This window comes from Kitasatospora saccharophila (genome assembly GCF_039529925.1).
Classification (GTDB): domain Bacteria; phylum Actinomycetota; class Actinomycetes; order Streptomycetales; family Streptomycetaceae; genus Kitasatospora; species Kitasatospora saccharophila.
On the sequence record NZ_BAAANS010000014.1, the window covers coordinates 16,181 to 38,436 of the forward strand.

11 protein-coding genes are annotated in these 22,256 nt (G+C 75.4%); 1 reads left to right on the plus strand and 10 read right to left on the minus strand.

Features of this window, described 5'->3' with window-relative positions; translation table 11 throughout:
- Nucleotides 1-28 precede the first annotated feature (28 nt).
- From ABD345_RS12650 to ABD345_RS12695, 10 genes are all read right to left on the minus strand, one after another.
- On the minus strand, nt 29-13,417 hold the full coding sequence (locus ABD345_RS12650) for an EndoU domain-containing protein (protein ID WP_344552082.1): 13,389 nt from the start codon (nt 13,415-13,417) through the stop codon (nt 29-31).
- Between the two features lie 25 nt (nt 13,418-13,442).
- Nucleotides 13,443-13,760, minus strand: a complete 318-nt coding sequence (locus tag ABD345_RS12655; protein WP_344552083.1) for a hypothetical protein — start codon at nt 13,758-13,760, stop codon at nt 13,443-13,445.
- A complete protein-coding gene (locus ABD345_RS12660; RefSeq protein ID WP_344552084.1) occupies nt 13,753-14,196 on the minus strand; it encodes a YbaB/EbfC family nucleoid-associated protein in 444 nt (147 codons plus the stop codon). Before ABD345_RS12660 ends, ABD345_RS12655 begins: the two co-directional genes overlap by 8 nt.
- A gap of 40 nt (nt 14,197-14,236) precedes the next feature.
- Nucleotides 14,237-16,231, minus strand: coding sequence for a hypothetical protein (locus ABD345_RS12665; RefSeq protein WP_344552085.1), 1,995 nt, complete (start codon nt 16,229-16,231; stop codon nt 14,237-14,239).
- Nucleotides 16,232-16,321: 90 nt separating this feature from the next.
- The gene (locus ABD345_RS12670; RefSeq protein ID WP_344552086.1) at nt 16,322-16,768 is read right to left on the minus strand and encodes a hypothetical protein; all 447 of its coding nucleotides are present in this window, start codon (nt 16,766-16,768) and stop codon (nt 16,322-16,324) included.
- A 5-nt stretch (nt 16,769-16,773) separates the two neighbouring features.
- Nucleotides 16,774-17,076 carry a hypothetical protein gene (locus ABD345_RS12675; protein ID WP_344552087.1) on the minus strand — a complete coding sequence of 101 codons (303 nt, stop codon included), beginning with the start codon at nt 17,074-17,076 and terminating at the stop codon, nt 16,774-16,776.
- Nucleotides 17,077-17,136: 60 nt separating this feature from the next.
- Nucleotides 17,137-17,484 (minus strand): WXG100 family type VII secretion target, encoded by a 348-nt coding sequence (locus ABD345_RS12680; protein WP_344552088.1) that lies wholly within the window; start codon nt 17,482-17,484, stop codon nt 17,137-17,139.
- Between the two features lie 169 nt (nt 17,485-17,653).
- Nucleotides 17,654-19,099 (minus strand): type VII secretion protein EccB, encoded by a 1,446-nt coding sequence (gene eccB, locus ABD345_RS12685; RefSeq protein ID WP_344552089.1) that lies wholly within the window; start codon nt 19,097-19,099, stop codon nt 17,654-17,656.
- A gap of 67 nt (nt 19,100-19,166) precedes the next feature.
- Complete coding sequence (gene eccD, locus ABD345_RS12690) at nt 19,167-20,540, minus strand: type VII secretion integral membrane protein EccD (RefSeq protein ID WP_344552090.1); 1,374 nt, start codon at nt 20,538-20,540, stop codon at nt 19,167-19,169.
- A gap of 154 nt (nt 20,541-20,694) precedes the next feature.
- A complete protein-coding gene (locus tag ABD345_RS12695; RefSeq protein WP_344552091.1) occupies nt 20,695-21,123 on the minus strand; it encodes an ester cyclase in 429 nt (142 codons plus the stop codon).
- Nucleotides 21,124-21,325: 202 nt separating this feature from the next.
- On the opposite strand from ABD345_RS12695, the gene ABD345_RS12700 reads away from it, so the two are divergent.
- The gene (locus tag ABD345_RS12700; RefSeq protein ID WP_344552092.1) at nt 21,326-22,231 is read left to right on the plus strand and encodes a LysR family transcriptional regulator; all 906 of its coding nucleotides are present in this window, start codon (nt 21,326-21,328) and stop codon (nt 22,229-22,231) included.
- Nucleotides 22,232-22,256: the final 25 nt, after the last annotated feature.

Here is a 22,256-nt window from a genome sequence, read left to right on the forward strand (position 1 = left end):
GGGGCACCGACCCGGCCCCCGACGGCCGTCAGCCGACGAGCCCCCGGAACACCTCGTCCGCCAGGGACGGGGTGTCGGCGATCCGCCGGTCGGGCGGCGGGCCGCCCGCCGCCCAGTCCGTGCCGGCCCCGGCCCTCAGGTCGTCGAGGGTGAACGGCCGTCCGCCGTCGGGGTGTTGTGTGGCGCGCCACTCCAGGTACTCGACCATCCGGCGGAGGTCGGGGCCGGTGGGGCCGGTGCCGTGCGGCAGCAGGGCGCGGAGTTCGGCGCGCAGCGCGGCCGGGCCGCCGGCGAGGGCGACCAGGCGGTGCAGCGTCTCGACGTGCCGCAGACCCTCCGGGGTGGCGGTGGTGAAGGCGTCGCCGAAGGCGCCGTGGCCCAACCGGACGGTGTCGAGCAGCCGTTGCAGGCTCCCGTCCCCGTCGGCGGGGTGCCGCGCCGCCTGCCACTCGGCGTGCTCGACCACCCGGCGGACGTGGGCGCCGGCGAGGTCGGTGCCGTCCGGTACGTCGAACGCCTGCCGGATCAGGGTGGTCAGCCGGGCCGGGTCGCCGTCGGCCCGGGCGACCAGGCGGTGCAGGGTCTCGACGTGCAGCGGGCCGGCGGGGGCGTCGGGGCTGAAGCCGTGGCCGAAGGCGGCGTGGCCCAGCCGGACCAGGCCCACCAGCCGGGCGGGCGGGAGGCTCTCGCCGCCGGCCGGGCCCCGGGCGTTGCCGAGCAGTTCGCGGACCTCCGCGAGCATCCGGTAGGAGCCTTCGAATCTCAGGTCGCCTTCGGGGTGCTCTCTGTCGAAAACGAGGTAGCTGTCACCGGGGACGATGATTTCCTCGGTGTCGCGCTGGGGAATGTCCACGGTGAACGGCAGCACGCCCCGTTCCTCCAGCGGGTCCCTCCGCCCGTCGAAGAAGACCACCGTGACCAGCGCCTGCCCGCCGTAGCGGGACATCGGGGTCGGGGCCTTGCCGTTGGCGATCAGCTGGCCGCCCCCGCCGTGGCTGCCGCCCTCGCGCGAGGTCCACTGGTGGCTCGCGACGACCGCCGGGCTGTGCGAGACGTCTCCGGTGATCTTGAGGCCGAGCTGCGCGCCCGCGGTGGTGCTCTTCGAGGACAGCGCGGTGCGGGTGGAGCCGGTGACGGTCGTGTGGGCGGGGCTCCACTCGGTCTTCCCGTCGACGCCCTCGTGCTCCAACTGGAGGACCTCCACCCGGACCTCCACCCCCTCGCCGTCGCTCGACTGCCACTTCCCCGGCCGGACGGTCACCACCAGCTCCGACCCCGCGCCCCGGCTGACCGAGCCGAACAGCGCGGACAGGTGGCTGTGCGCGGTGCTGTTCTCGATCAGGCCGGAGATCCGCCGCCACTCGTCGCGGCCGAAGTACCGCGGGGCGAGCGCCCGGACCAGGTCCTGCAGGCCGCCCACGTCGCCGAGCCAGCGCAGCACGTCGGTGTCCCGCAGCCCGAACTCCCAGACCCGCGCCGGCGGGACCAGGACGGTCCGCTCCGCCGCCGGCTCGAACGGGACCACCCGCGGCGGCGGCTCGGCGCCGGGCGGGGGCGGGGGCGGGGGCACCTCCAGGAGCTCGCCGGTCTCGACGATGCTCTCGAAGCCGATCCTGGCGGTGCGCCGCAGGTGGAGGGGAGCGCTCCCCCACGACTTGCGGGTGAGGGAGAACTGCAGCTCCGCCTCCCCCCGGTAGGCGCTGCCGGACACCTTCGCCTTGGTCCCGCCACCGGACGTGGTCGACCCGTACGCGATGTCCAGCAGGTCCCTGCCCCGACCGTGGTTGCCCAGCACGCCGACCGTGACCGGCACGAACCCCGCCACCGGGACGGTCACCGTCGTCGCGAAGTTCCCGGTGTGGCCGCTGCCCGCGCCGAAGTTGGTGGCGCCGTCGTTGCTGGCGCGGCTGTGCTGGACGTCGGTGCCGACGTTGAACTCGGTGGTGCCGGCCGGGCCCAGCTCGTCCATCCGGGTCAGCACCGCCCGGACCCGCACCTCCAGGCCCCTGTACCGGATCACGATCTCGTCGCCCGCCGTCATCGCCTTCAGCCTGGCCTGCAGCCGGTCCGGCGTCAGCTGCGCCGCCAGTTCGCGCCGCAGGTGCTGCCAGTCCCCGCCGTCGAACAGCCGCCGCATCCACCGCTTCGGCTTCGGCCCGGCCTCGACCTGGTCGAGCAGCGTCTCCCCCAGGGTCCTGCGCGGGGTCCCGCGCGGGCCGGTCCCCCGGCCGGAGCCGTCCCCGTCCAGCGCGTGCACGTCGGTGACGATCGCCGAGGAGTCCAGCCGCCGCTGCTCCAGGAAGCCCTTCGGCTTCTTCCCGCTCCCCGCGCCGCCCGGCGACCCGTCCCCGCTCCCGGTGTCGCGGAGCGGGACGGCCACCCGGGCCCTGGTCCGCACCGAGAGCTCGACCGGCCGCTCCTGCACGCCCAGCCGGGTGAACCGGATCCGCACCTCGTACTGCGCGTCGAGGTCGAACAGCACGGCGTCCTCGACGTGCTTGCCCCGGTTGGAGGACGACCCGACGGTGTCCACGGTGACGCCGCTGGTCGCGTCGCGCCGGTAGGCGTAGCCGAACCCGCCGTCGACCATGCCGCCCTTGAGCTTGACCTGCCCGCCGCCGGTCTTCCGGTTCAGCCGGTCGTACCCGTAGCCGTGCCCGCTGGACGAGCGGGTGCCGGACTCGAACTCGTAGCCCTCCAGCACGCCGCGCTCCACCGGGTTCCGCACCTTGGCGGTGACCGTGATCTCGGCGCTCCAGGTGCGGCCGCCCACCGTCTCGGTGAGCGTCCCGCCCCTGGTCAGCCGGGACAGCTGGGCCTTCAGCCCGACCCGCCCGAAGGTCTTGCGGATCCGCCGGGCGTCCCGCTCCGACAGGTCGGGGTGCTTGCGGCGCACCGCCGCCTCCACCGCGCCGTGCACCCGCTCGGCGCCCTCCAGGCTGTGCACCACGTAGGACGCGTTCAGCTCGTGGCCGTCCTTCAGCCGGGTCGGCGCGGTGCGGGCGGCCGGCGCCTCCTCCTCCGGGGCCGGCTCCTTCTTCGGAGCCTGCCCCGCCGCCGCCTCCTCGGTGGTCTTCTCCGCCTTCCGCTTCTCGTACTCGGAACGGTCGAACAGCGTCCGGTCGCCGGCGGGTGCGCCCTGCTCGCTGGTCTTCCCGTCGACGCCGATCTCGGCCCTGACCTCCTTGGCGGCCGTGAACGTCCTGCCCTTCCCGCGCACCTCGACGTCCACCGTCAGCGTGGCGCCGTAGACGTCCTGCTTCGCCTTGTGCTTGCCGCTGGCGTAGATCCGTTCGTTGTTGCCGCTGCGCGCGGCGTTGCGGTCGCGCTCCTGGGTGCTGCCGGTGCCGGTGACCTCCAGGCCGAGCGGGCCCGTCTTGATGCCCGTCCCGCCGGACTGGACCTGCTTGGTGCCGGTGCTGGAGACCAGCAGGCGGTCGGCGCCGAACTCGTTGGTCTCGCTCAGCACGTTGCGTTCGGCCCTGTCGTCCCAGCGGCGGTGCTCCAGGGCGTCGACCCGGGCGGTCAGCGTGACCTGCACGCCGTCCTTGCCCCGCAGCGTCAGCTCCACCGGCTCGCCCCGGGTCATCGCGGTCAGGTGCGCGGCCAGGTTCGGCGTGCTGACCAGGTCCTCGATCTCCGGGCGCATCGCCTTCCAGTCGTCCCCGTACGCGGCCTCGCCGAGCCGGTCGAGCTCCTTGCGCAGCTCGCCGACGCCCTCCAGGTCCCGCACGACGACCGTCTCGTCCAGGCCGTTCTCCCAGATCCCGTCCGGCGAGGTGCGGTTCGGGTGCACGGGCAGCTCCCCGAAGTTCCCGACGTCCCGGCTGTCGACCAGCAGCCGGACGTCCGCCCGGCCCGCCCGGTGCCCGGTCCCGCTCCCGTTGAAGGTCGCCGTGAACTCGACCGTGCCGTCGTACACGACGGCGGGCACCTTCGCCTTCGCGGTCAACTGGGACGTCCGGCTGCGGCCCTCCAGCACCACGTGCTCCCGGCCCATCCGGTGGTTGCCGCCGCCGCTGAGCAGGACGGGGTCGAGCTTCGGGGCGAGGCCGCCGCCGTACTGGCCGGCGTTGCCGACGCTGTGCTGGACGCTGTCCGACTCCTGGACGAAGGAGCCGATGTTGAACTCGCTCTCCTTCGTGCTGCCGACCGCCTTCAGCCCGCCGACCTTCGCGGCGAGGTCGAACGAGACCAGCTCGGTGCCCTTGCGGTCGGTCAGCACCACCCTGACCGGCTCGCCCGCCGTCATGCTCTTCAACTCCCGCTGCAGCCGGGCGAAGTCGACCTCGGCGAGGATCTTCTCGCGCAGCGCCGGCCAGTGCGCGCCCGCCTCCGCCCGGCCCGCCGCGTCCAGCTGGTCGAGCAGCTGCTCCACCGGGGTCCGCAGGTCCGCCGTTCCCGTGCCGTCCGGCGTCAGCTCCAGCACCACCTCCTGGCCGCCGATCCGGCCTCCGTCCAGCCGCGACGGCGGTTTCAACTCCTTGCCCCCGGGCACCGGCAGGTAGGTCGGCACGGCGACGACCATCCCGACCGACACCTTCTCGACGCCCTCCAGCCGGACGTCCTCGTAGCTCAGTGCCCCGAAGTCCAGCTCCAGCTCCATCGTGGAGTCGTACACGTCCGCGTCCACCGAGCTCTTCGAGCGCGCGATCGTGCCGCCCGTCTCCAGGTGCACCTCGCCCTCGCCGTTCTCGTGGAAGTAGCCGAGCACCTCGGACAGTTCCTCGCCGCCGTTCGCGTGCTTCGCCTGGACGCCGAGGTTGAACAGCCGCCGCTTGTCGCTGCGGGTGCCGACCGTCACCGACCGGTCCGCGCCGTTCTCGAACTCGACCTTCTGCCGCTCCGCCCGGCGCACCGACCCGTCCACCCGGCCGCGCAGCACCACCTCCCCGCTCCACCCGTTGCCCTGGAACGGCGCCCGCCAGGTCTCCCCCCGGGACAGCGCGGCCAGCACCGGCCGCAGGGTGGTCGGCCCGAAGTACGCCTCCGCGAACACCCGCACCGCCGCCAGGTCGCCCTTCGCCCGGCGCCCCAGCACCTCGACGACCTTCTCGCGCAGCGCCTTCTCGCCCCCGGTCAGCCCCAGCACCAGGTCCGTCCCGGCGATCGGACGCCCCGCCGTCCCCGGCGCCTCCTCGCCGTTCCCGCCGGGACCGCCCGTGATCACCGGATCGTTGGGCTCCTGCTCGTGCTGCTGCTCCTCCTGCTGCTCCTCCTGCCGCTGCTCGTGCTGCTCGTGCTGCTCCTCCTGCCGTTGCTCCTGCTGCTCCTGCTCGTGCTGCCGCTGCTCCCGCTTGCCGATGTCCAGCGGCGTGCCGTCCTCCGGGCCGTACTCCCGGACGCTCTCGGTGCCGTCCGCGTCGTACTGGTGCAGCCGGATCCGGCGGTCGAGGGCGTGGCCGAGGAGGGTCGGGAGGAGGCCGGGTTCGGGGAGGTGGAGGGGGGCGGCCGGGTCGCTGAGGCGCCTCTTGAGTTCGAGGGGGGCGTAGATGCTCCGCAGCCCGGGGGCGACCCCCTTGGGGACGAACTGCTCGCTGACGTCCACGAGACCGGCGATCTCCGGGGGCAGCTCGTGGCCCGTGTCGCGCAGGTACCCGGCGAGCCGTTCGCGCAGGGCGGGGGTGTCGCTGCCGTGGGCGGCCGCGATCTCGTCCACGAGTTGGTGCGCGGACCAGGGTTCGCTGGCGTCGTAGTGGTTGGTGCCGTTGTAGTAGACGGTGACGGGCCGTCCGTCCTCGGGGCCGAACCGGGCGCGCAGGGTGCCGTCGTGGGTCACCACCCGCAGGTCGATGCCCAGGGCGTGGGCGAGGGCGGGGGGAAGCATCTCGCCCGCGTCGTCCCGCCACCTGGTGCGCCACTCCCGGACGGTCCTCAGCAGGGTGTCCCGCTCCCGCTCGGGCATGTAGTCGGCTTCCTCCACGACCACGGGGCGGATGTGGCTCTCCAGCTCCTCGCCGGTCAGCCCCCGGAAGTCCTCGCGGTCCTCGGGCCGGAGGTAGTCGAGCAGGGACCGGTTGTCCTCCCCGGGGCTCCAGTCGGGCAGGGAGCGGAGGGCGAACATCACCGCGCGCGGGACGTCCTCGGCGGGGATCTCCCGGTAGTGGTCCTCGATCCTGCGGCGCAGCCACTCCACCGGGTCGTCGGTGGTCGGGACCAGGTCGGGCGCGCTGCCGATGACGGCGTCGAGCAGACAGAGGCCGTTGTCCTCCACCTTGCGGCGGAGGTTGGTGAAGGGGCCGCCGTTCCCGTCGTCGCCGCCGTTCCCGTTGTCGCCGCCGTTGTCCCGGTCGGCGCGCTGGCCCCGCCGCAGCAGCGGCTCGGCCATCTCGGTGTCCTCGGGCCGGGTGGTGTCGATCCCCTCCTGGAGCTCGTCGGAGAGCCGGATCGAGTCGGGGCGGCGGCCGGTGCCGGGGGTGACGGGGGCGTCCATCGGGGCGGGGGTGGTGTCGAGGAGCTGGTACCAGGGCCCGGCGGTGAACTGGTCGCCGAGTTCGCCGAGATCGCCGAGTTCGCGCAGGTAGCCGGGGAGGTCGCCGTCGGCCTCCTCGGTGATCCGGGGCAGCAGCCGGTCGAGGCCGATCGGGTGGTCGGGGGTGAGCGGGACGCTGGAGTGGGCGGCGGCGGGGTCGTCGGTGAGTTCGAGGCGGAGCCGGACCAGGGTTTCGGTGCCGTCGGAGAGCCGGTCGAGGTGGGTGTCCAGGGCGTGTTGCAGCCGGGCGAGGTGCTCGGCGCGCTGTTCGGGGGTGGCGCCGGGGGCGTCGAAGTGGACGGGGACGGTGATCTCGACGCCGTCCTGTCCGCTCAGGAACCGGACGTGGCGGATCGCCAGCGGGTCGCCGCCGTCGGGGTCGAGCGCGGTGTGCCGGAAGTCGGTGCTGAGGGCGATGTCGTGCTCGCGCCAGTCGGTGTGCGGCTGGTGGGCGGCGGGGCGGTGGACCAGGTGGCGGCCGTCGCGGGTGAGTCCCTCGATCCGGATCGGGAGGTCCTCGTCCTCCAGGTGGGCGAGTCCGGTCCAGCGTTCGGTGCGGCCGTCCTCCAGGAGTTCGACGGTGGTGGCGTTGCGGTACGCCTCGTTGACGGCCCGCTCGACCTGCGGCGGGTCCCAGTCCTCGGAGTAGAAGGTGTGGTGGCCCTGTTCGGCGTTGCGGTGCCAGTTCGCGGCGAGTTCGGCTTCGGGGCTGTCGGGGTGGACCAGCGGGTCGAGGAACCAGACGGGGGCCCGGTAGGTCTCGTTGTCGTGCCGCAGGACGGGTTCGCCGACCAGGACGCCGCGCGCTCGGCCGGAGTCGCGGGAGGGGCGGTGGTGGACGCCGCTCATGGTGCGCCGGTCGCCGTACAGGGTGTGGTCGACGGAGCGCTGGTCGATCGGGTGGTCGGTGCGGCGGGGCGGCTGGAAGGCGGCGGGCCGCAGGCCGCGCTGGTCGTCGGCGGGGCGGAAGGAGGTGAACTCGTCGCCGCGCAGCTCGCCCTCGATCCGGACGCCGCCGTACTCGCCGGTCCAGTGGTGGCCGAGGCCCTCGGTGCGGACGGTGCCGTGGCGCAGGGCGTGCAGGTACGCCTGTTCGGCGGCGTGGAGGACCTGCTCGTGGGTCCAGTCGTCGGGGAACATCATCCGGGTGGGCCGCTGCTGCCGGGGGGTGCTGTCGTCGGCGGCGCGGCGGCGGCCGCCGTCGGGGGCGGGGGTCTCGGCGCGGTAGGTGCCGTTGGGATTGCGGGTGCCGGGGACGGGGAGGGGGCGCGGGCGGTCGGCGCCCGGGGGCGGGGCGAGGTGGCCGTTGCCGTTGCCGCCGGGGCCGTGCAGGGCGGTCTGCCGGGCGTCGTGGCGGAAGGTGGCGCGGGTGGGCAGGTCCGGGTACGGGTGGTGCTGCGGGGCGCCGGTGGGGCGGCCGTCCCGTCGGCGGGCGCGGTCGATGACGGCGGCGAGCTGGCGCAGGTTGCGGGGCTGGAGGTGGGCCCGGTCGTGCTCGACCAGGTCGTCGCCGTCCCAGTTGTGCGTCTCGGGGAGGATCCGGCCGTCCTGGTCGATCCGGTCCATGCCCATCAGGCCGCCGTCGGCGTGGACGGGGCGGCGGGCGGCCAGGTGGTTGCGGTACTCGTCGGGCAGGCCGAGGTGGTGGCCGAGTTCGTGGGCGAGGGTGGGTCCGGTGGTGTCGAGGTTCCAGTTGCGGAAGTCCTCCTCGTGGCCCTCGGGGTGGACGGCGACCACGGCGTGCGGGTCGTCGGCGGGGTCGACGAACTCGATCCGCAGGCGCAGCAGGTCGCCGTCGGGGAGCCGCTGGCCCTGGTTGTAGACCCGGTCGACGTCGGCCTGGACGCGTTGCAGGAGTTCGCCGAACCGGGTGACGGTCTCCGGGTCCCGAGCGTCCAGGCGGCTGGTGTCGAGGGCGATCCGGACGGTCAGCAGGGTCTCCCGGTCGCCGTCCTCCAGGTCGTTGCGGTGGACGTCGAAGTTCTGTCCCTCCTGGGCCGGGGTGAACCGGAACTCCCCCTCCCCGGGCGGGCGGACCCGGACGGGGACGGCCCGGTAGCCGGTGACCGTGCCGTCCTGGAGGGCGATGTCGATCAGGACGCCGGCGTGTTCGCCGCGCAGCACGGCGGGGCCGGCGGCGGGCGGGACGACGCCCTCCGCGAGGGCCTCGGCGAGGATCCGGTCGACGGCGAATCGGCCCTGTTCGGGGGTCCAACCGGGCGGCAGGTCGCGGCCGGTGGCGGTGGGTGACCAGTGCGGCCAGCGCGGGTGGCCCTGCTCGGTGCCGGCGGTCCAGTCGGTGCCGGGCGGCGGGGTGGCGGGCGGGCGGCCGGTCAGCAGGTAGCCGGAGCGGCGGGGCGGGGCGGCGGGGTCGGTGGCGGGCGGGTGCGGGGCGGGTGGCTGGTCGGGGGTGGCGCGGTGGGTCAGCAGCTGGCCGTCCCGGTCGGTGTGGCCCTCGATCCGGACGCCGCCGGCCTCGCCGACGAAGTAGCGTCGCCCGTCCGGGAGTTGCAGCTGCCGCAGCGGCTGGGCGGCGGCCTCCCGGGCCCGGGCGTGGGTGTGCGCGGGGCTCCAGGCGGTCGGGTAGTGGACGTGGCCCCGGTCGTGCGCGGGGCGCCGCCAGTTGGAGGGGAAGGCGGCGAGCGGCGAGTCGGGGTGGATGCCGGGGCGCGGCGTCCAGTCGTGGACGCGCACGGTGCCGTTGGGTTCGACGGTCGGGGCGGGGTGGCGCGGGTTGCCGCGCGGGCGGAGCAGCCCGGCGGTGCTGCCGTCGGGGTGCCGGGGGCGCTGCCAGAGGCCGTCCGGGTCCAGGTACAGCGAGGGTTCGGGCTCGGACCGGAGGTGCGGCGGGGCGGGGGCGTGCGGCGGGACGGGGGCGTGCGGCGGTTCGACGGTGGCGCCGGTGGGCGGGGTGACGCGGTACTGGTCGGGGAGGGTCTGGCCGGGGACGCCCCGGTAGTCGACGATCAGGCCGTTCTCGGCGCGGTACTCGATGGTGAGGCCGTGGTGGTCGGCGACGGTGTACCGCAGGCCGGTGTCGGGGTCGGTGCGGGTGGTGACGGGGATGGCGGTGGTGACGGCGTGCCGGACTTCCAGCGGGGTCCACTCGGGGGGCAGGTCGCGCCCCGCGCCGGGGGCGGGGACGGGGGCGAACACCTGGTCGAGCAGCGCCTGTTCGCCGCTCGTCAGGCGGCTGGTGGCGGGCGGGCGCGGGCCGGTGCCGGGAGTGCCGGGTTCGTGCAGCGGGGCGCTGGACGGCCGGTGGTCGGTGGCGGGGATGACGGGGGTGGGCGGCTGGTCGTCGGTGGGGCGGTGCACCAGGTGGCGGCCGTCGCGGGTGATCCCCTCGATCCGGACGCCGCGGGCCTCGCCGACCCAGTGCTCGGCGCCGGGGCCGGGGGGCCGGGGGTCGCGCCGGTTGCGGTACGCCTCCTCGACGGCGGCGTGCACCTCGGCGAGCGTCCAGTGCGCCGGGTACATGGTGTGCGGGGGTTCGCCCGCGGGGCGGTGCCAGCGGGTGTCGAGGTGGGAGAGCGGGGCGCCGGGGGCGACCTTCGGGTCGAGGTACCAGACGTCCGCCCGGTAGGTGCCGTTCTCGTGCGGGGGCTGCCCGGTGGGTTCGACCCTGATGCCGTGCGCGGCCGCGGCGACGGCCGTCGGGGCGTGGTGGACGCCGGTCATGGTGTGCCGGTCGCCGTACTGGAGCAGGTCGTCGCCGCGCAGGTCGAAGGGGTGCCCGAGCGGGTGCGGGGGCAGGTGGGCGGGGGTCTCCAGGTCGTCCTGCCGGTCGGCGGGCCGGAAGGAGGTGAACTCGCCGGCCCGGACCTCGCCCTCGATCCGGACACCGTCGTACTCGCCGACCCAGTGGTGCGCGTACGGGCCGGTCTCGGTGATCCGGCCGGTGCGCAGCGCCTGCTGGTAGGCCCGTTCGGCGGCGTAGACGGCGTCGTCGGCGGTCCAGTGCTCGGGGAAGACGGTGCGGTGGCGGGCTCCGGCCAGGTCCCCGGCCGGGTCGTTCGGGCGGGGGCGGAACTGGTCGGCGGGGCCGCCGACCACCCGGAAGGTGCCGTTGCGGTGGGTGCCGCCGGGGACGGGGGCGGGCCGGTCGCGGCCGGATCCGGCGGGGGCGTACAGGTGGCCGCCGCCGGCCGGGCCGCCGTACAGGGCCCGGCGCCGGGTGTCCTCGTCGAAGCGGGCGCGGGCCGGCAGGTCGGGGTGCGGGGACGGGGCGGGGCCGAACGCGGCGTCGATCGTGGCGCCCAGCTGGCGCAGGTTGCGGGCCTTCAGGGCGGGGCGCGGGGCCCGGTCGCCGGGGGCGAGGCCGGTCCGGTCGGCGTCGAGCAGCGGGTTGCCGTGTTCGTCGCGGTGCCAGGTGCCCATCAGTCCGGCGTCGGGGTAGACCGGCCGGGGGCCGCCGCCGGCCTCGCGGTACTCGTCGGCCAGGCCCAGGGCGTGGCCGAGTTCGTGGGCGAGGGTGGTGGCGTCGCTGTGCAGGCTCCAGTTGCGCAGGTCCTCGCGGCGCTGCTCGGGGTGGACGGTCGCGGTGTGGTGGGCGTCCGCCGGGTCGTCGACGAACTCGACCTCGACCCGCAGCCGGTCGCCGTTCGGGAGCCGCTGGCCGAGGTCGTAGGCGTCCGCGACGCCCTCCCGGGCGCGCTGCCTGAGCGCTTCGAGGGCCTGCGCGGTGTCCGGGGCGGCGGGGTCGAGGTGCCGGGTGTCGAGGTGCACCCGCAGGGTCAGCAGCGTCTCGGTGTCGCCGTCGGGCAGCTCCAGCCTGGTCGCCCGGAAGGACTCGAAGGCGCGCGCGGCCTGGTGGCGGGCGAACTCGTCGGCGGGCGGGCGGATCTCCCGGGTGCCGAGCACGTTCGGCGCCTCGCTCGCGGGGGTGTGGTGCTGGACGGCCTGCTGCTCCTGCTGCTCGACGTGCGGTTGCTGGACGGCCTGCTGCTCGACGTGCGGTTCCAGGACGGGCTGGCGGCTCTCGGTGGGCGTCTTCGGCGGGACGGGCGGGGCGGGGGTCTCCGGGAGCGGCTGCTCGCCGCCGACGGTGGGCGGCTTCCGGGCCGTCTCCTTCGCCTGCTCCGCCAGGTGTTCCGGGGTCGGCGCGGCGGGCTGCTCCTCGGCCAGGAAGTCGGCGTAGGTGAGCATCGACTGCATCCACTCGGCGACCTCGGCGTCGGCCTCCGGGGTGCTGACCTGCTTGCCCGAGGCGTGGCCGATCGCTTCGGCGTAGTCCTCCAGGGTGCCGCCGTGCAGTTTGGAGACCTGGTAGGCGCCGGGGTGGCCCATCCGGGGCACCGGGAACGGGACGACCTTGCCGGAGGCGAGGCTGGCGAGGGCGGCGAAGCTGATCGGGTGGTGCAGCGGGAAGTACTCGGAGGCGCCGTCCTGGACGGCCGCGTGCTGGGTCTCGTGCACCCAGGTCTGGTAGCGGTGCATCAGGGGCGAGGCGCCGACGTGCAGGACGTGGCCCATCATGCCGGTGAGCACGCCGCCGAGGAAGCTGCCCGCGGAGACGGTGAACTCGTGGTTCTCGCCGAAGATCAGGTTGTAGAAGCCCTCGGTGAGGACGTTCTGCACGCCGCTCTGCAGGTAGCCGCCGAGGACGGTGCCGAGGTGGTAGGCCCGGTTGCCGCCGGTGATCCCCTCGGCCAGTTCGGGCAGGTGGGTGCCGAGCATCTCGACGTGCCGGGCGGAGAGGCCGGCCGCCTTGAGTTCGGCGGCCCTGAGTTCGGCGCCGGTGAGGACGGTGCCGAGCGCGTCCTTGACGCCGGTGCCGGCGGCGTCCTTGAGGGCGGCCCGTTCGGCGGTGCCCGACCAGTTCCGGGTGAAGGCTTCGCCGAACTCGCGGCCGATCAGCCCGGCGGCCTCCCGGCCGCCCAGCGAGCTGCCCAGGTGGTCGGCGAAGACCCTGCCCATGTCGTGGACGAAGATCTCCGCGAGGGTGCCGCGGCCGGTGGGTCCGAAGCCGTGCTGGAGCTGTTCGGCGGCGGCGTCCAGCAGGTTGCCGAGGTCGCGGGCGAGCGCCCTGGCCTCCTTCTTGGTGAAGGGCAGTGCGGCGAGCTCCTTCTCGGAGGCGGCGAGCACCTTCTTGCCCAGCGCCCCGAGCGGGCCCTTCGCGCCCTCCTTCTCCGCGGCCGCGGCGGCGGTCTTCAGCAGCCCCTTGAGGCCCTGGAGGTCGCCGTGCACCAGGTAGTCGCTGAGCCGGTCGGCGAGCAGCCGTCCGCCGCTCTTGCCGATCAGGCGGCCGAGCAGCTTGCCGAGGCCGAGGCCGAGCAGGTCCAGCGGGCCGCTGAGCACGCCGCCGATCAGGCCGAACAGGGCGGCCTGCTTGGTGTACTCCTTGTCGACCTCCTTGCGGTTGCCCTGGCCGATCTGGACGCCCTGGATGATGCCGTCCATCACCAGGCCGCCGACCAGGCCGGAGAAGGTGTGCATCAGGATCGTCTTGATCAGGTACTTCATCAGCGCCTGCAGGGCGACCTTGGTGAGCAGCTTGCGCAGCACCAGGCCGGAGAGGCTGGCGCCGAAGGTGAACGGCGCCCAGAAGACCGCCAGCGCGATCTCGACCATCAGCTGGACGAGTTGGGCGATGGCCATCCACTTGGTGTACTCGACGGCGTTGGCGACGTCGCCCGCGCAGTCGGCGAGCTTCTTCGCGGTGCTCCCGGCGGCGGTGACGTAGTCGTCGCCGCCGGTGCCGCCGATGAAGGACTTCAGCTGCTCGGCGAAGGTCTCCATGGCCGCGCCCTCGCCGCGGTTCAGGCAGGCCGCGGCCACCTTGGCGATCTGCTCGCGCAGTTCGGGCATCTCGGCGGCGAAGTGCTCGTAGGCGTCCCGGACGTCGCGCAGCTCCCCCTCGCGGATCTTCGGCCAGGGCATGCCGGTGATCGCGCTGAAGAAGGCCGCCGTGGAGGCGTTGACCTCGATGGAGGAGTGGGACACGGGACCGGCCTCGCCTCGGTGGTGGTCAGAGCTTGCTGTTCATCAGGTGGGCGCCGTCGTCGTCGGCCCGGTCGAGCGTGTCGGCGAAGGCCGTGCCGCCCTCGTAGTACTGGCCCATGGTGGTCCGGATCCTGGTGATCAGTTCGGTGAGGATCCGGGTGCCCTCGTCGACCTGCTGGTGGTACTGCTTGCCGATCTCGTCGTCGCCGCCGACGTGCAGGTTCAGCGTGTTGATCAGGGTGAGGTCGTCGTTGACCCCCGTCACGATGTCCTTGAGGACGTCGAACTCGGCGAAGGCCGCCTTGAGGGTCGAGGTCTTGCCGGTGCTGGTCGGGTCAGCCACGGAACTCCTCCTGCCGGTCGGCCCGGCGCGGCCGGGCGGCGGCCGGTTCGGCGCCGGGGCGCATCGCGTACAGCGGGGCCAGCACGTCGTCCAGTTCGGTGCCGCCGGTCATCGACAGCCGGAGCGTCTCACCGAGGCCGTCGAAGCCGCCGAGCCGGGCGGCGACCTGTTCGCCGACGGCGGCCCGGGCCTCGTTGAGGACGTCGGTGAGGGCCTTGCCGAGTTCGGCGGGCGCCATCGAGCGGTAGGCGTCGGTGTGGAAGGTCAGCGAGACCACCTGGCCCTGCGAGCCGACCTTGGCGGTGACCGTCCGGTCCTTGCTGGTGGCGGAGGCGGTGAGGCCGTCGAGTTCCTGCTGGACGGCCTCGGCCCGGGCCAGTTCGGCCTGCACCTCCGCCATGGCGAGGGCGATCTGTTCGGCGAACGGGTTGCTCATCTCGGTCCTTCCCCTGCTGGGCTCGGTTCCTGGCGGACGGTCAGCGTCCGATGACGCCGTGGACGGCTCCGGTCTCGGTGCCCCAGACCTTCTCGTCCTCGGCCAGCCAGGTGGTGCGCCGGCGGTCCTTCTCGCCCGGGGCGCCCGCCGCGCCGCCGCCGGGGGGCATCATCGGCGGCGTGCCGGAGGAGCTGGTGGCGGTCTGCCGTCCGGTCAGCAGGGCCTGTTCCTCGGCGGCGGCCGCGGCGGCCTTCTGGGCGGCCAGCCGTTCGGCGTTGGCCTGTTCGGCGGCGGCCTTGACGGCGACCGGGTCGCCGCCGTTGGCCAGGCCGCGGCTGCTGAGGCCGCCGCCGGTGCCGGTGAGGCCGGGCAGGCCGCCGAGCAGGCCGCCACCGCCGGTGCCGGTGCCGCCGCCGGTGCCGAGGGTGCCGGTGCTGTACGCGTAGCCGCCGGTGCCGAAGCGGTTGGGGGCGAGCAGGTCGTCGCCGGAGTCGGTGGCGTAGCTGTCGGTGAGCAGCTGCCGGTACTGCGGGACGGGGGTGCCGCTCGCGTCGCGCAGGGTGCCGTCGGGGCCGATGGTGTAGTCCTTGCCGGCCAGCATCGGGTTGCCGTTGGCGTCCAGGACGGGGTTCCCGTTGGCGTCGACGATCCGCCCGTCGTCGGTGATCCGGGAGCCGGCCGGGAGGGTGACCGGTTTGGTGGAGGTGCCGCCGGTGCCGAGGTCGAGGCCACCGGTGCCGGTGCCGCCGCCGATCAGGCCGAGGCCGCCGTCCCCGGTGCCGGTCCCGTCGATCCCGCCGGTGCTTTCGGTGCTTCCGGTCCCGAGGTCGAGGCCGCCGTCCCCGGTCCCGCCGGTGCCGCCGCCGAGGTCCTTGAGGTCGGGGCCGCCGCCGAGGTCGGTGCCGGAGCCGTCGTCGCCGCTGCCGTCGGGGCCGCCGGTGAGGTCCTTGGTCGGGTCCTGGGTGGGGCCGTCGGTGCCGGGGTCGGTGGCCGGCGGGTCGCTGATCGGCATCCGCAGTTCGGGGCTGCCGATCGGGTGGTTCTCCATCAGGGTGCGGGTGTGGTTGTAGCTGGTCTCGATGGCGCGCAGGGCGGTCCTGGCCGCGTCGTCGAGCGGCTTGAGGTCGGCTTCCCAGAGGGCCTTGGCGCGTTCCCCGACGGCGACCCAGAAGTCGTCCTGCCGGGGGTCGCCGAACTTCGCGCCGGAGAAGGTGACGGTGAAGTCGGAGGCGTGCTCCGGGGAGCCGTCGACCTGGGTGGCCGGCTTGCCGCCCTGGTTGCCCCAGAAGTCGCCGCCGCCGCCCTGCGAGTCGGCCTCCAGGTGCACCACGGCGCCGGACAGGCCCTCGGCGAGGGCCTTGGCGAGCGAGGTGACCGGGCTGGCCTCCTTGCTGTTGCGCCAGTGCTCCCAGGCGTCGACCAGCGGTGGCAGGGCGGCTTTGACGGCCGCCCCGGCGGTGCGCAGCGATCCGGCCACGTCGGCGTCGGCGAGGCGGTCGCGCAGGGTCTGCAGCTCCCGGCCGTAGGCGGTCAGTACGGCGGCGAAGGAGCCGGCCGCGCTGCCCTGCCAGTCGCTGCCGGGGGTGCCGACGTCGGCGGCCCACTGGCGGGTGACCGGGATCCAGCCGTCCAGGAACCAGGTGGCCTTCTCCAGCATCACCGCCGCGTCCTCGAAGCTGGCGACGCTGATCCGGTCGTTGGCGCCGGTGCCCCACAGCGGGTGGAGCACCCGGGGCCCGTCGCGGAGGAACTTGCCGAACGGCGTGGTCGCGGCCAGGAACTCGTCCCACTTGAGGGTCAGGCCGACGGCGACGCTGCCGTACGAGGTGGAGCCGCCGTGGGTGTAGGAGAAGTTCCAGGAGTACCAGGTGTCGAAGGCCCGGCCGCCGAGGTCGGCGCCCTTGATGCCGTTGGTGACCTCGACGCCGTGGCCGCCGATCCACTCGACCTTCGGGTCGGTGACGGCCGTCCGGCCGTCCCGGGTGGCGTACTGCGACGGCGCGAGCAGGCTCAGCACGTCTTCCCACTGGTCCACGGCGGTTCCCTCCCTGGTGCGGTGCTGGTGGTACTGGCGGTGCCGGGGCCGCCCCCGGTGGCGGGCCGGGCGGCGGCCCCGGGCGGCGGGTCAGGGGGCGGTGGTGCTGCCGCCCGGGTTGCCGCCCTTGAGGACGTCGTCGATCAGCCACATCAACTGGGCGGCGGTGAGCGCCTCCTCGTGGCCGTCGTTCAGCGCCCAGGAGGCGTGCTTGAGGTCCTCGCGGAGCCGGACGGCCTGGAGCGAGAGCGCGCCGAAGTAGGTGTCGAGCGCGCCCGCGTAGGTGCCCAGGGCCGTCACCAGGCTGCCGGGGGCCGGGTTGCCGTCCACCGAGGTGCCGGCCAGCAGGTGGTTGGTGCCGCTCTTGCCGTCCCCGCCGCCGCCCGCGTAGAGCTTGACGGTGGCGCGCGGCTCGGAGGCGTCGAAGTCGTCGATCAGCCACTTGAGCTTCTGGTCGGCGAACTCGCCCAGGTAGCTCTCGGTGATCTTGACCTCGTCGCCGCCGCCCTTGCCCCCGGGGTCGTCCTCGCTGCCCACCGGGCTCACCGGGTGTGGTCGAAGTGGGTGCTGGCCTGCATGTCCGCGTCGCGGATGGTGTCGCGCATCTCGCCGAGGACCACCTTGGCCTCGTCGATCTTCGTCGACATCCGGGAGTCGGCGGTGCTCAGCTGGGCCGAGAACGCGTCGGCCGCGCCGGAGAACTGGCCGATCAGCTCGGTGCCGAGGACCTGCTTGAGGCGGTTCATGGTCTCCTCGTTCTGGTCGACCATCTGCCGGAAGCTGGCCGCCAGGTCGTCGATCGCCGCGTCGAGGTTGGCGTAGTGGAGTTCGAGGTCGCCGCTCATGGTTCGACCCTTTCGGTGGAGGTTGCGCGGAGGGGGCTGCTGCGGTGGGGGCGGGGCGGGCTACCGCGGGTTGAGCGCGCCCTCGATGTAGCCGGACAGCCCGCCGCCGCCCATGCCGGTGGCGAGCTTCACGGTGTGGTCGCCCGCGTTGCCCAGCTGGCCCTTGCCCGCGGCGAGCTTCTCCTCGAAGTCCTGGTAGGCCCGGGTGACGTTGGCGTACTCGGCGGCCCACTCGGCCATCTTGCTCTGGTAGACGCTGCTGGCCGCGCCCTTGAAGCTGTCCCGGACGGCGTCGGTGATGCCGTCGATGTGCTGCCGGATCTGCTCCATCGCCTGGTACTGGCCCTGCACCCAGGCGATCACCTGGCTGATGGCCGCGTCGGTGTTCTTGAACGTGGGCGTGCTCACGTGCGGAGTCCCTCCTCGCGTGGTGCCGGCCGGGAACGGACGGCGAGGCGTGTCGCGGGGCCGCGCTCGGACGCGGCCCGCCAGGGTGAACGGGGGCGCCCCGCCCGGCGGTTCACCGCGTGCCGGCGGTGGCCGCTCACCGCGTGCGGTGCCCTTCCGCGGTGGCCGCTCACCGCGTGCAGTGCCCTTCCGCGGTGGCGGCGGGCGGGACGACGCCGGACGCGGCCAGGGCGGCCGGGTCCAGGCTGGGGCCGGTCGGCAGCAGCGAGAGCAGCCGGGACGGGACGGCGGCGGGCGCCGTCCCGGCGTAGCCGAGGCGTTCGGCGGCGGCGGCCGAGGCCAGCGGGTACTTCACCCCGCCGTCGGTGACCAGGTAGAGCGTCGAGCCGTAGCCGCCCCCGGCCAGGGCCCGCACCAGCGCCCCCGCGCCGGGCCGCACCGCGATCCGGTCCGCGGGGGTGCAGGACGGGAGCACGCCGGGTTGCAGCGCGGGCGGCAGGCCCAGCACGGCGGTGGCGTCCGGGACGGTCAGCGCCAACTCGCCCTCGCCGTCGGCCGCCGGGTGCAGCGCCGCGCACAGCGCCCGGTCGGCGGCGGGCCGCAGCAGTTCCGGCGGGCGCTCGGGCAGGCCGGCCGGGTCGGGGGCGCCGGCGGCGGGCGCGGAGGGCGCGGCGAGGTCGGCCGCGCCGACCGGGGCGAGCACCACCCGGCCGCCGCCGTACGCGTCCCGCTGGGTGCGCGGATCGCCCTGCAGCAGGGCGAGTTGGGTCTCGGTGAGCGGGACGAGTCCGCCCTGGGTCAGCAGGTAGCGTTCCGCGCCGGTGCCGCCGAACAGCTGCCCGATCCTGGTCGGCTGCCCGGCCAGCACCGGTCCGGCCCCGCCCCGGCCGGGCACCTCGGGGGCCCGCAGCTCGGGCCCGGCCGGGAAGGCGCTCAGGAAGGCGGCGGTGACCGGGACGGGCTCCGCGCCCGGGTAGCCGAGCGCGCGGGCCTCGACGGCCAGCGCGTACCGGTGGCCGTGCCACAGCAGGTGCTGCGCGCCGTCGGGCGCGGCGACCAGCACCGCCCGGTCGCCGGCGTCCCGTCCGGGCTGCCGGGGCCCGATGCTCACCGAGGACCGCGGCGCCGCCTGCGCCGCGCCCGCGTCCGCCGTGCGCACGCTGCACACCAGCCAGTCGGCGGCCCCGACGGCGGCCGGGGCGGGCAGGCCGTCGGGGGCGCCGACGATGCCGACCGGGGTGCCCCGGCCGGTGCCCTCCAGCGAGCGGGCGGAGACCTGGGCGACCGTCAGCCGGTCCCCGGCCAGCAGCCGGGCGCTGGCCTCGTTCAGCACCGGGTGCAGCAGGTCGCCGGTGTAGAGGTAGCGGGCGCCGCTCTCCTTCACCACCACCAGCGTCCCGGGCTTCTTCCACCCGCTCGCCCCGCCGGGCTTCACCAGCCCGTACACCCCGGCCCCCGCCCCGATCAGCACCGCGACGGCCAGCCCCAGCGCCGCCCCCCGGTTGGTCCGCCCCACCGGCGTGTCCGGCGCGTCCGGCTCGGCCCGCAGCACGCCGGCGGCGACCCGGCCCATCACGAACAGGTGGGCCTGCACCTGGTCGCGTCGGGATTGCATCGGGGTTCCTCCAGGGGTAGTGCTGACGCTCCGTCAATTTCCTTGCTCTGCGAGCCGCTTGCTCGACCTATCCGGCCAGTCCGCGCATCGCGCCGTAGAAGCCGAGCACCTGGAGGGCGAGCGGGAGCAGGGCCAGGGCGGTGAGGGAGTGCAGCAGGTCGCCGGCCCGGCCCCAGTAGGGCAGGAGCCGGCGGCCGGGGACGGCGCGGGCGGCGACCAGCAGGGCGGTGGCGGCGCAGGCCAGCAGGGCGAACAGCAGCAGGCGTCCGGCGGGGCCGGCGTCCTGGCCGGTGCGCAGGGCGAGCAGGGCGAGGCCGAGGGCGCCGGGCAGCAGCAGGGCCAGGCGGTGGCGGCGGCCGCCGATCTCGCGGGCGTGCAGCAGGAGCAGCAGCGAGAGGTCGGCGACGGTGGCGGGGACGGCCCAGCCGCCGTCGCGGGCGGTGGCGAGCAGGGCGAGGGCGGCGGCGCAGACGGTGCCGACGGCGAGCAGGAGGGCGGCGAGGTAGCTGTCGGCGACCAGGCTGCGGGCGAGGACGTCCTCGGCGGGGAAGGGGTCGATCTCCTGCTGGAGTTCGTCGGCGTTGCGGGGCAGCGCGGGCAGCCGGAGCCCGGAGAGCCGGAAGGCGAGCGCGGGCACGAACGCGCCGAACAGGACGGCGAGCGCGGCGGTGACGGCGGCGGCGTGCGTGGTGGGCACGCCGTACGCGGCGAGCCCGCCCGCGCCGCAGGCGAGGACGGCGGTGGTGAGCAGGCCGGTGAACAGCGGCCCGGCGCCGGTGAGGGCGAGCGCGAGGACGGTCGCCCCGGCGGCGGCCGAGCCGCCGGCCAGCAGCCGGGCGGGGCCGGTGACGCCGGGCAGCAGGGCGGCGGCCGCGGCGGCGTGGGCGACTCCGGCGACGGCGAGCGCGGTGCCGATCGCGGGGTCGCCGACCTGCCGGGTGACGGCCCGACTGCCGGACAGCAGCAGCAGGGCGGCCAGCGCGGCGGCGGCGCAGCGCGGGGCGGCGGGGCCGGGGAGGGCGAGCAGCAGCAGTCCGCAGCCGAGGGCGGCGAGGGCGAGCGCGAGGGCGAGGTGGTGGGTGGCGGCGGGCCGCCAGGAGTCGCCGCGGGCGAGGGTGCCGGTGCGGACGCCGTCGACCAGGTCGTCGAAGTGCACTTCGGGCAGCGGGGCGAGGCCGGGTCGCAGGTGGAGTTCCTCGCCGTCGCGCAGGCCGAGGCCGTCGAGGGTGCGCTCCTCGTCGAGCGGTGGCCCGCCGGCGCGTTGCAGCACCCAGCCGGAGTGGTCGCCGCCGGCCTCCTCGACGCCGGGCCCGGCCCAGCCGAGGACGGCGGGCAGCAGGTCGGCGAGGACCACGTCCCCGGGGAGGGCGAGTTCGAACGCGGCCTCGGGTGCCCGGAACCTCAGCCGGACCAGTCCGGTCGCCGCCGTGCCACCGCTCATCGCTGTCCGCTTCCCTCTCGCCGGGTCCGTCCTCCCGTCGGACTAGTACGGACGGCACCGGGCGGACGGTTCACCGGCCGCGGGCGCGGCGGGCCGAGCGGGCGCGGCGGGCGGAGTGGGCACGGCGGGCGGAGCGGGGGTGTCAGCGGGGGCGTCAGCGGGTGAAGGTGAGGCCGAGCTGGGTGGCGAGGCCGAAGTAGTCCTCCAGGTGCCAGGTGGTGACGATCCGGCCGTCCACCAGCCGGTGGACGTCCGAGGCGCGGAACTCGACCGTGCGGCCGGTGCCGGGGACGCCCAGCAGTTCGCCGGTGTGGACGGCGCGGGCGAGCGAGCGGACGGCGACCAGTTCGCCGTCGCCGGAGACCACGACGCCCTCGATCGTGACGGCCAGGTCGGTGAAGACGCCGCGCAGGTGGGCGATGCCCGCCTTCCAGCCGTCGGGGCCGCCGCCGGTCCGCATGGCCGGGACGGCCTCCCAGTCGGGGGCCAGGGCCTCGTCCACCAGGTCGGTCTCCCCGGTGGCGAGCGCCTGGTAGAAGCGGCGGACGACGGTCTCGGACTCGGCGGCGCGGTGTGCGGTCATGGGTGGTGCTCCTCGTTCGGCTGGTCCGGCCCGTGCTCCGATGGCGGCGGGCCGGTGCCCTCACGCTAGGAGCGGGCGCCGGCCGCCGTCCAAGACCCGTTCCGCAGCACGTGATGCACGACGGGCATCACGGCGCCCGGGGGCGGGGCCCGCGCGGAGGGACGCCCGGGGCCGCCCCGGGCCGGGCCGGGCGCGGCCTAGCATGGGGGGCGTGTCCGAACTCGCGTCTCCCGGTCAGGACCTCGACCTGCGGCTGGTCCGGTACTTCACCGTCGTGGCCGCGCACCTGCACTACGGGCGCGCCGCCGCCGAACTGCACGTCGCCCAGCCGTCGTTGACCCGCCAGGTGCGCCGGCTGGAGGCCCAGGTCGGGGCCCGGCTGCTGGACCGCGACCGGCAGGGCACCCGGCTCACCGAGGCCGGGGCCGCCTTCCTGCCCCGGGCCAGGGCGCTGCTGCGCGCGGCGTCCCGGGCCAGCGGGGCGGCGCTGGCCGCCGCCCGGCCCGGCCGGATCGTGGTCGGCTACACCGCCGGGCTGATCGTCACCCCGGCCCTGCGCGAGCTGCGCCGCCGCCACCCGGAGGCCGAGGCGCGGGCCCTGTTCCTGGAGTGGGACGAGCCGCGCGGGGCCCTGCTCGACCACCGGGTCGACGCGGTGGTGACCCGGCTGCCGCTGCGCGCGGACGGCCTGCGGGTGGCCGTCCTGCACGAGGAGCCCCGGGTGCTCCTGGTGTCGGTGGACCACCGGTTGGCGGGCCGGGCGGCGGTGACGCTCGACGACATCGCCGACGAGCCCGTTCCGCGTTTCGCCGACGCCGAGTGGAGCGCCTACTGGCGGCTCGATCCGCGTCCCGGCGGCGTTCCCGCGCCCGACGGCCCGCTGGTCGACAGCATCGAGGACAAGGTGGAGTGCGTCGCGGCCGGGCAGGCCGTCGCCATCGTCCCGGCCGCGCTGCACGCCGGGGGCCTGCGCTCCGACCTGACCGTCGTCCCGCTGCTGGGCGTCGAGCCGGGCCGGGTCGTGCTGGCCACCCGGGTCGGGGACCGCGGCCCCCTGGTCACCGCCTTCCGGGCGGCGGCGCGGGGCTGCCTGCGCCCCGGGGGCTGACGGGCGGCGCCCCGCGCGGAGGGCC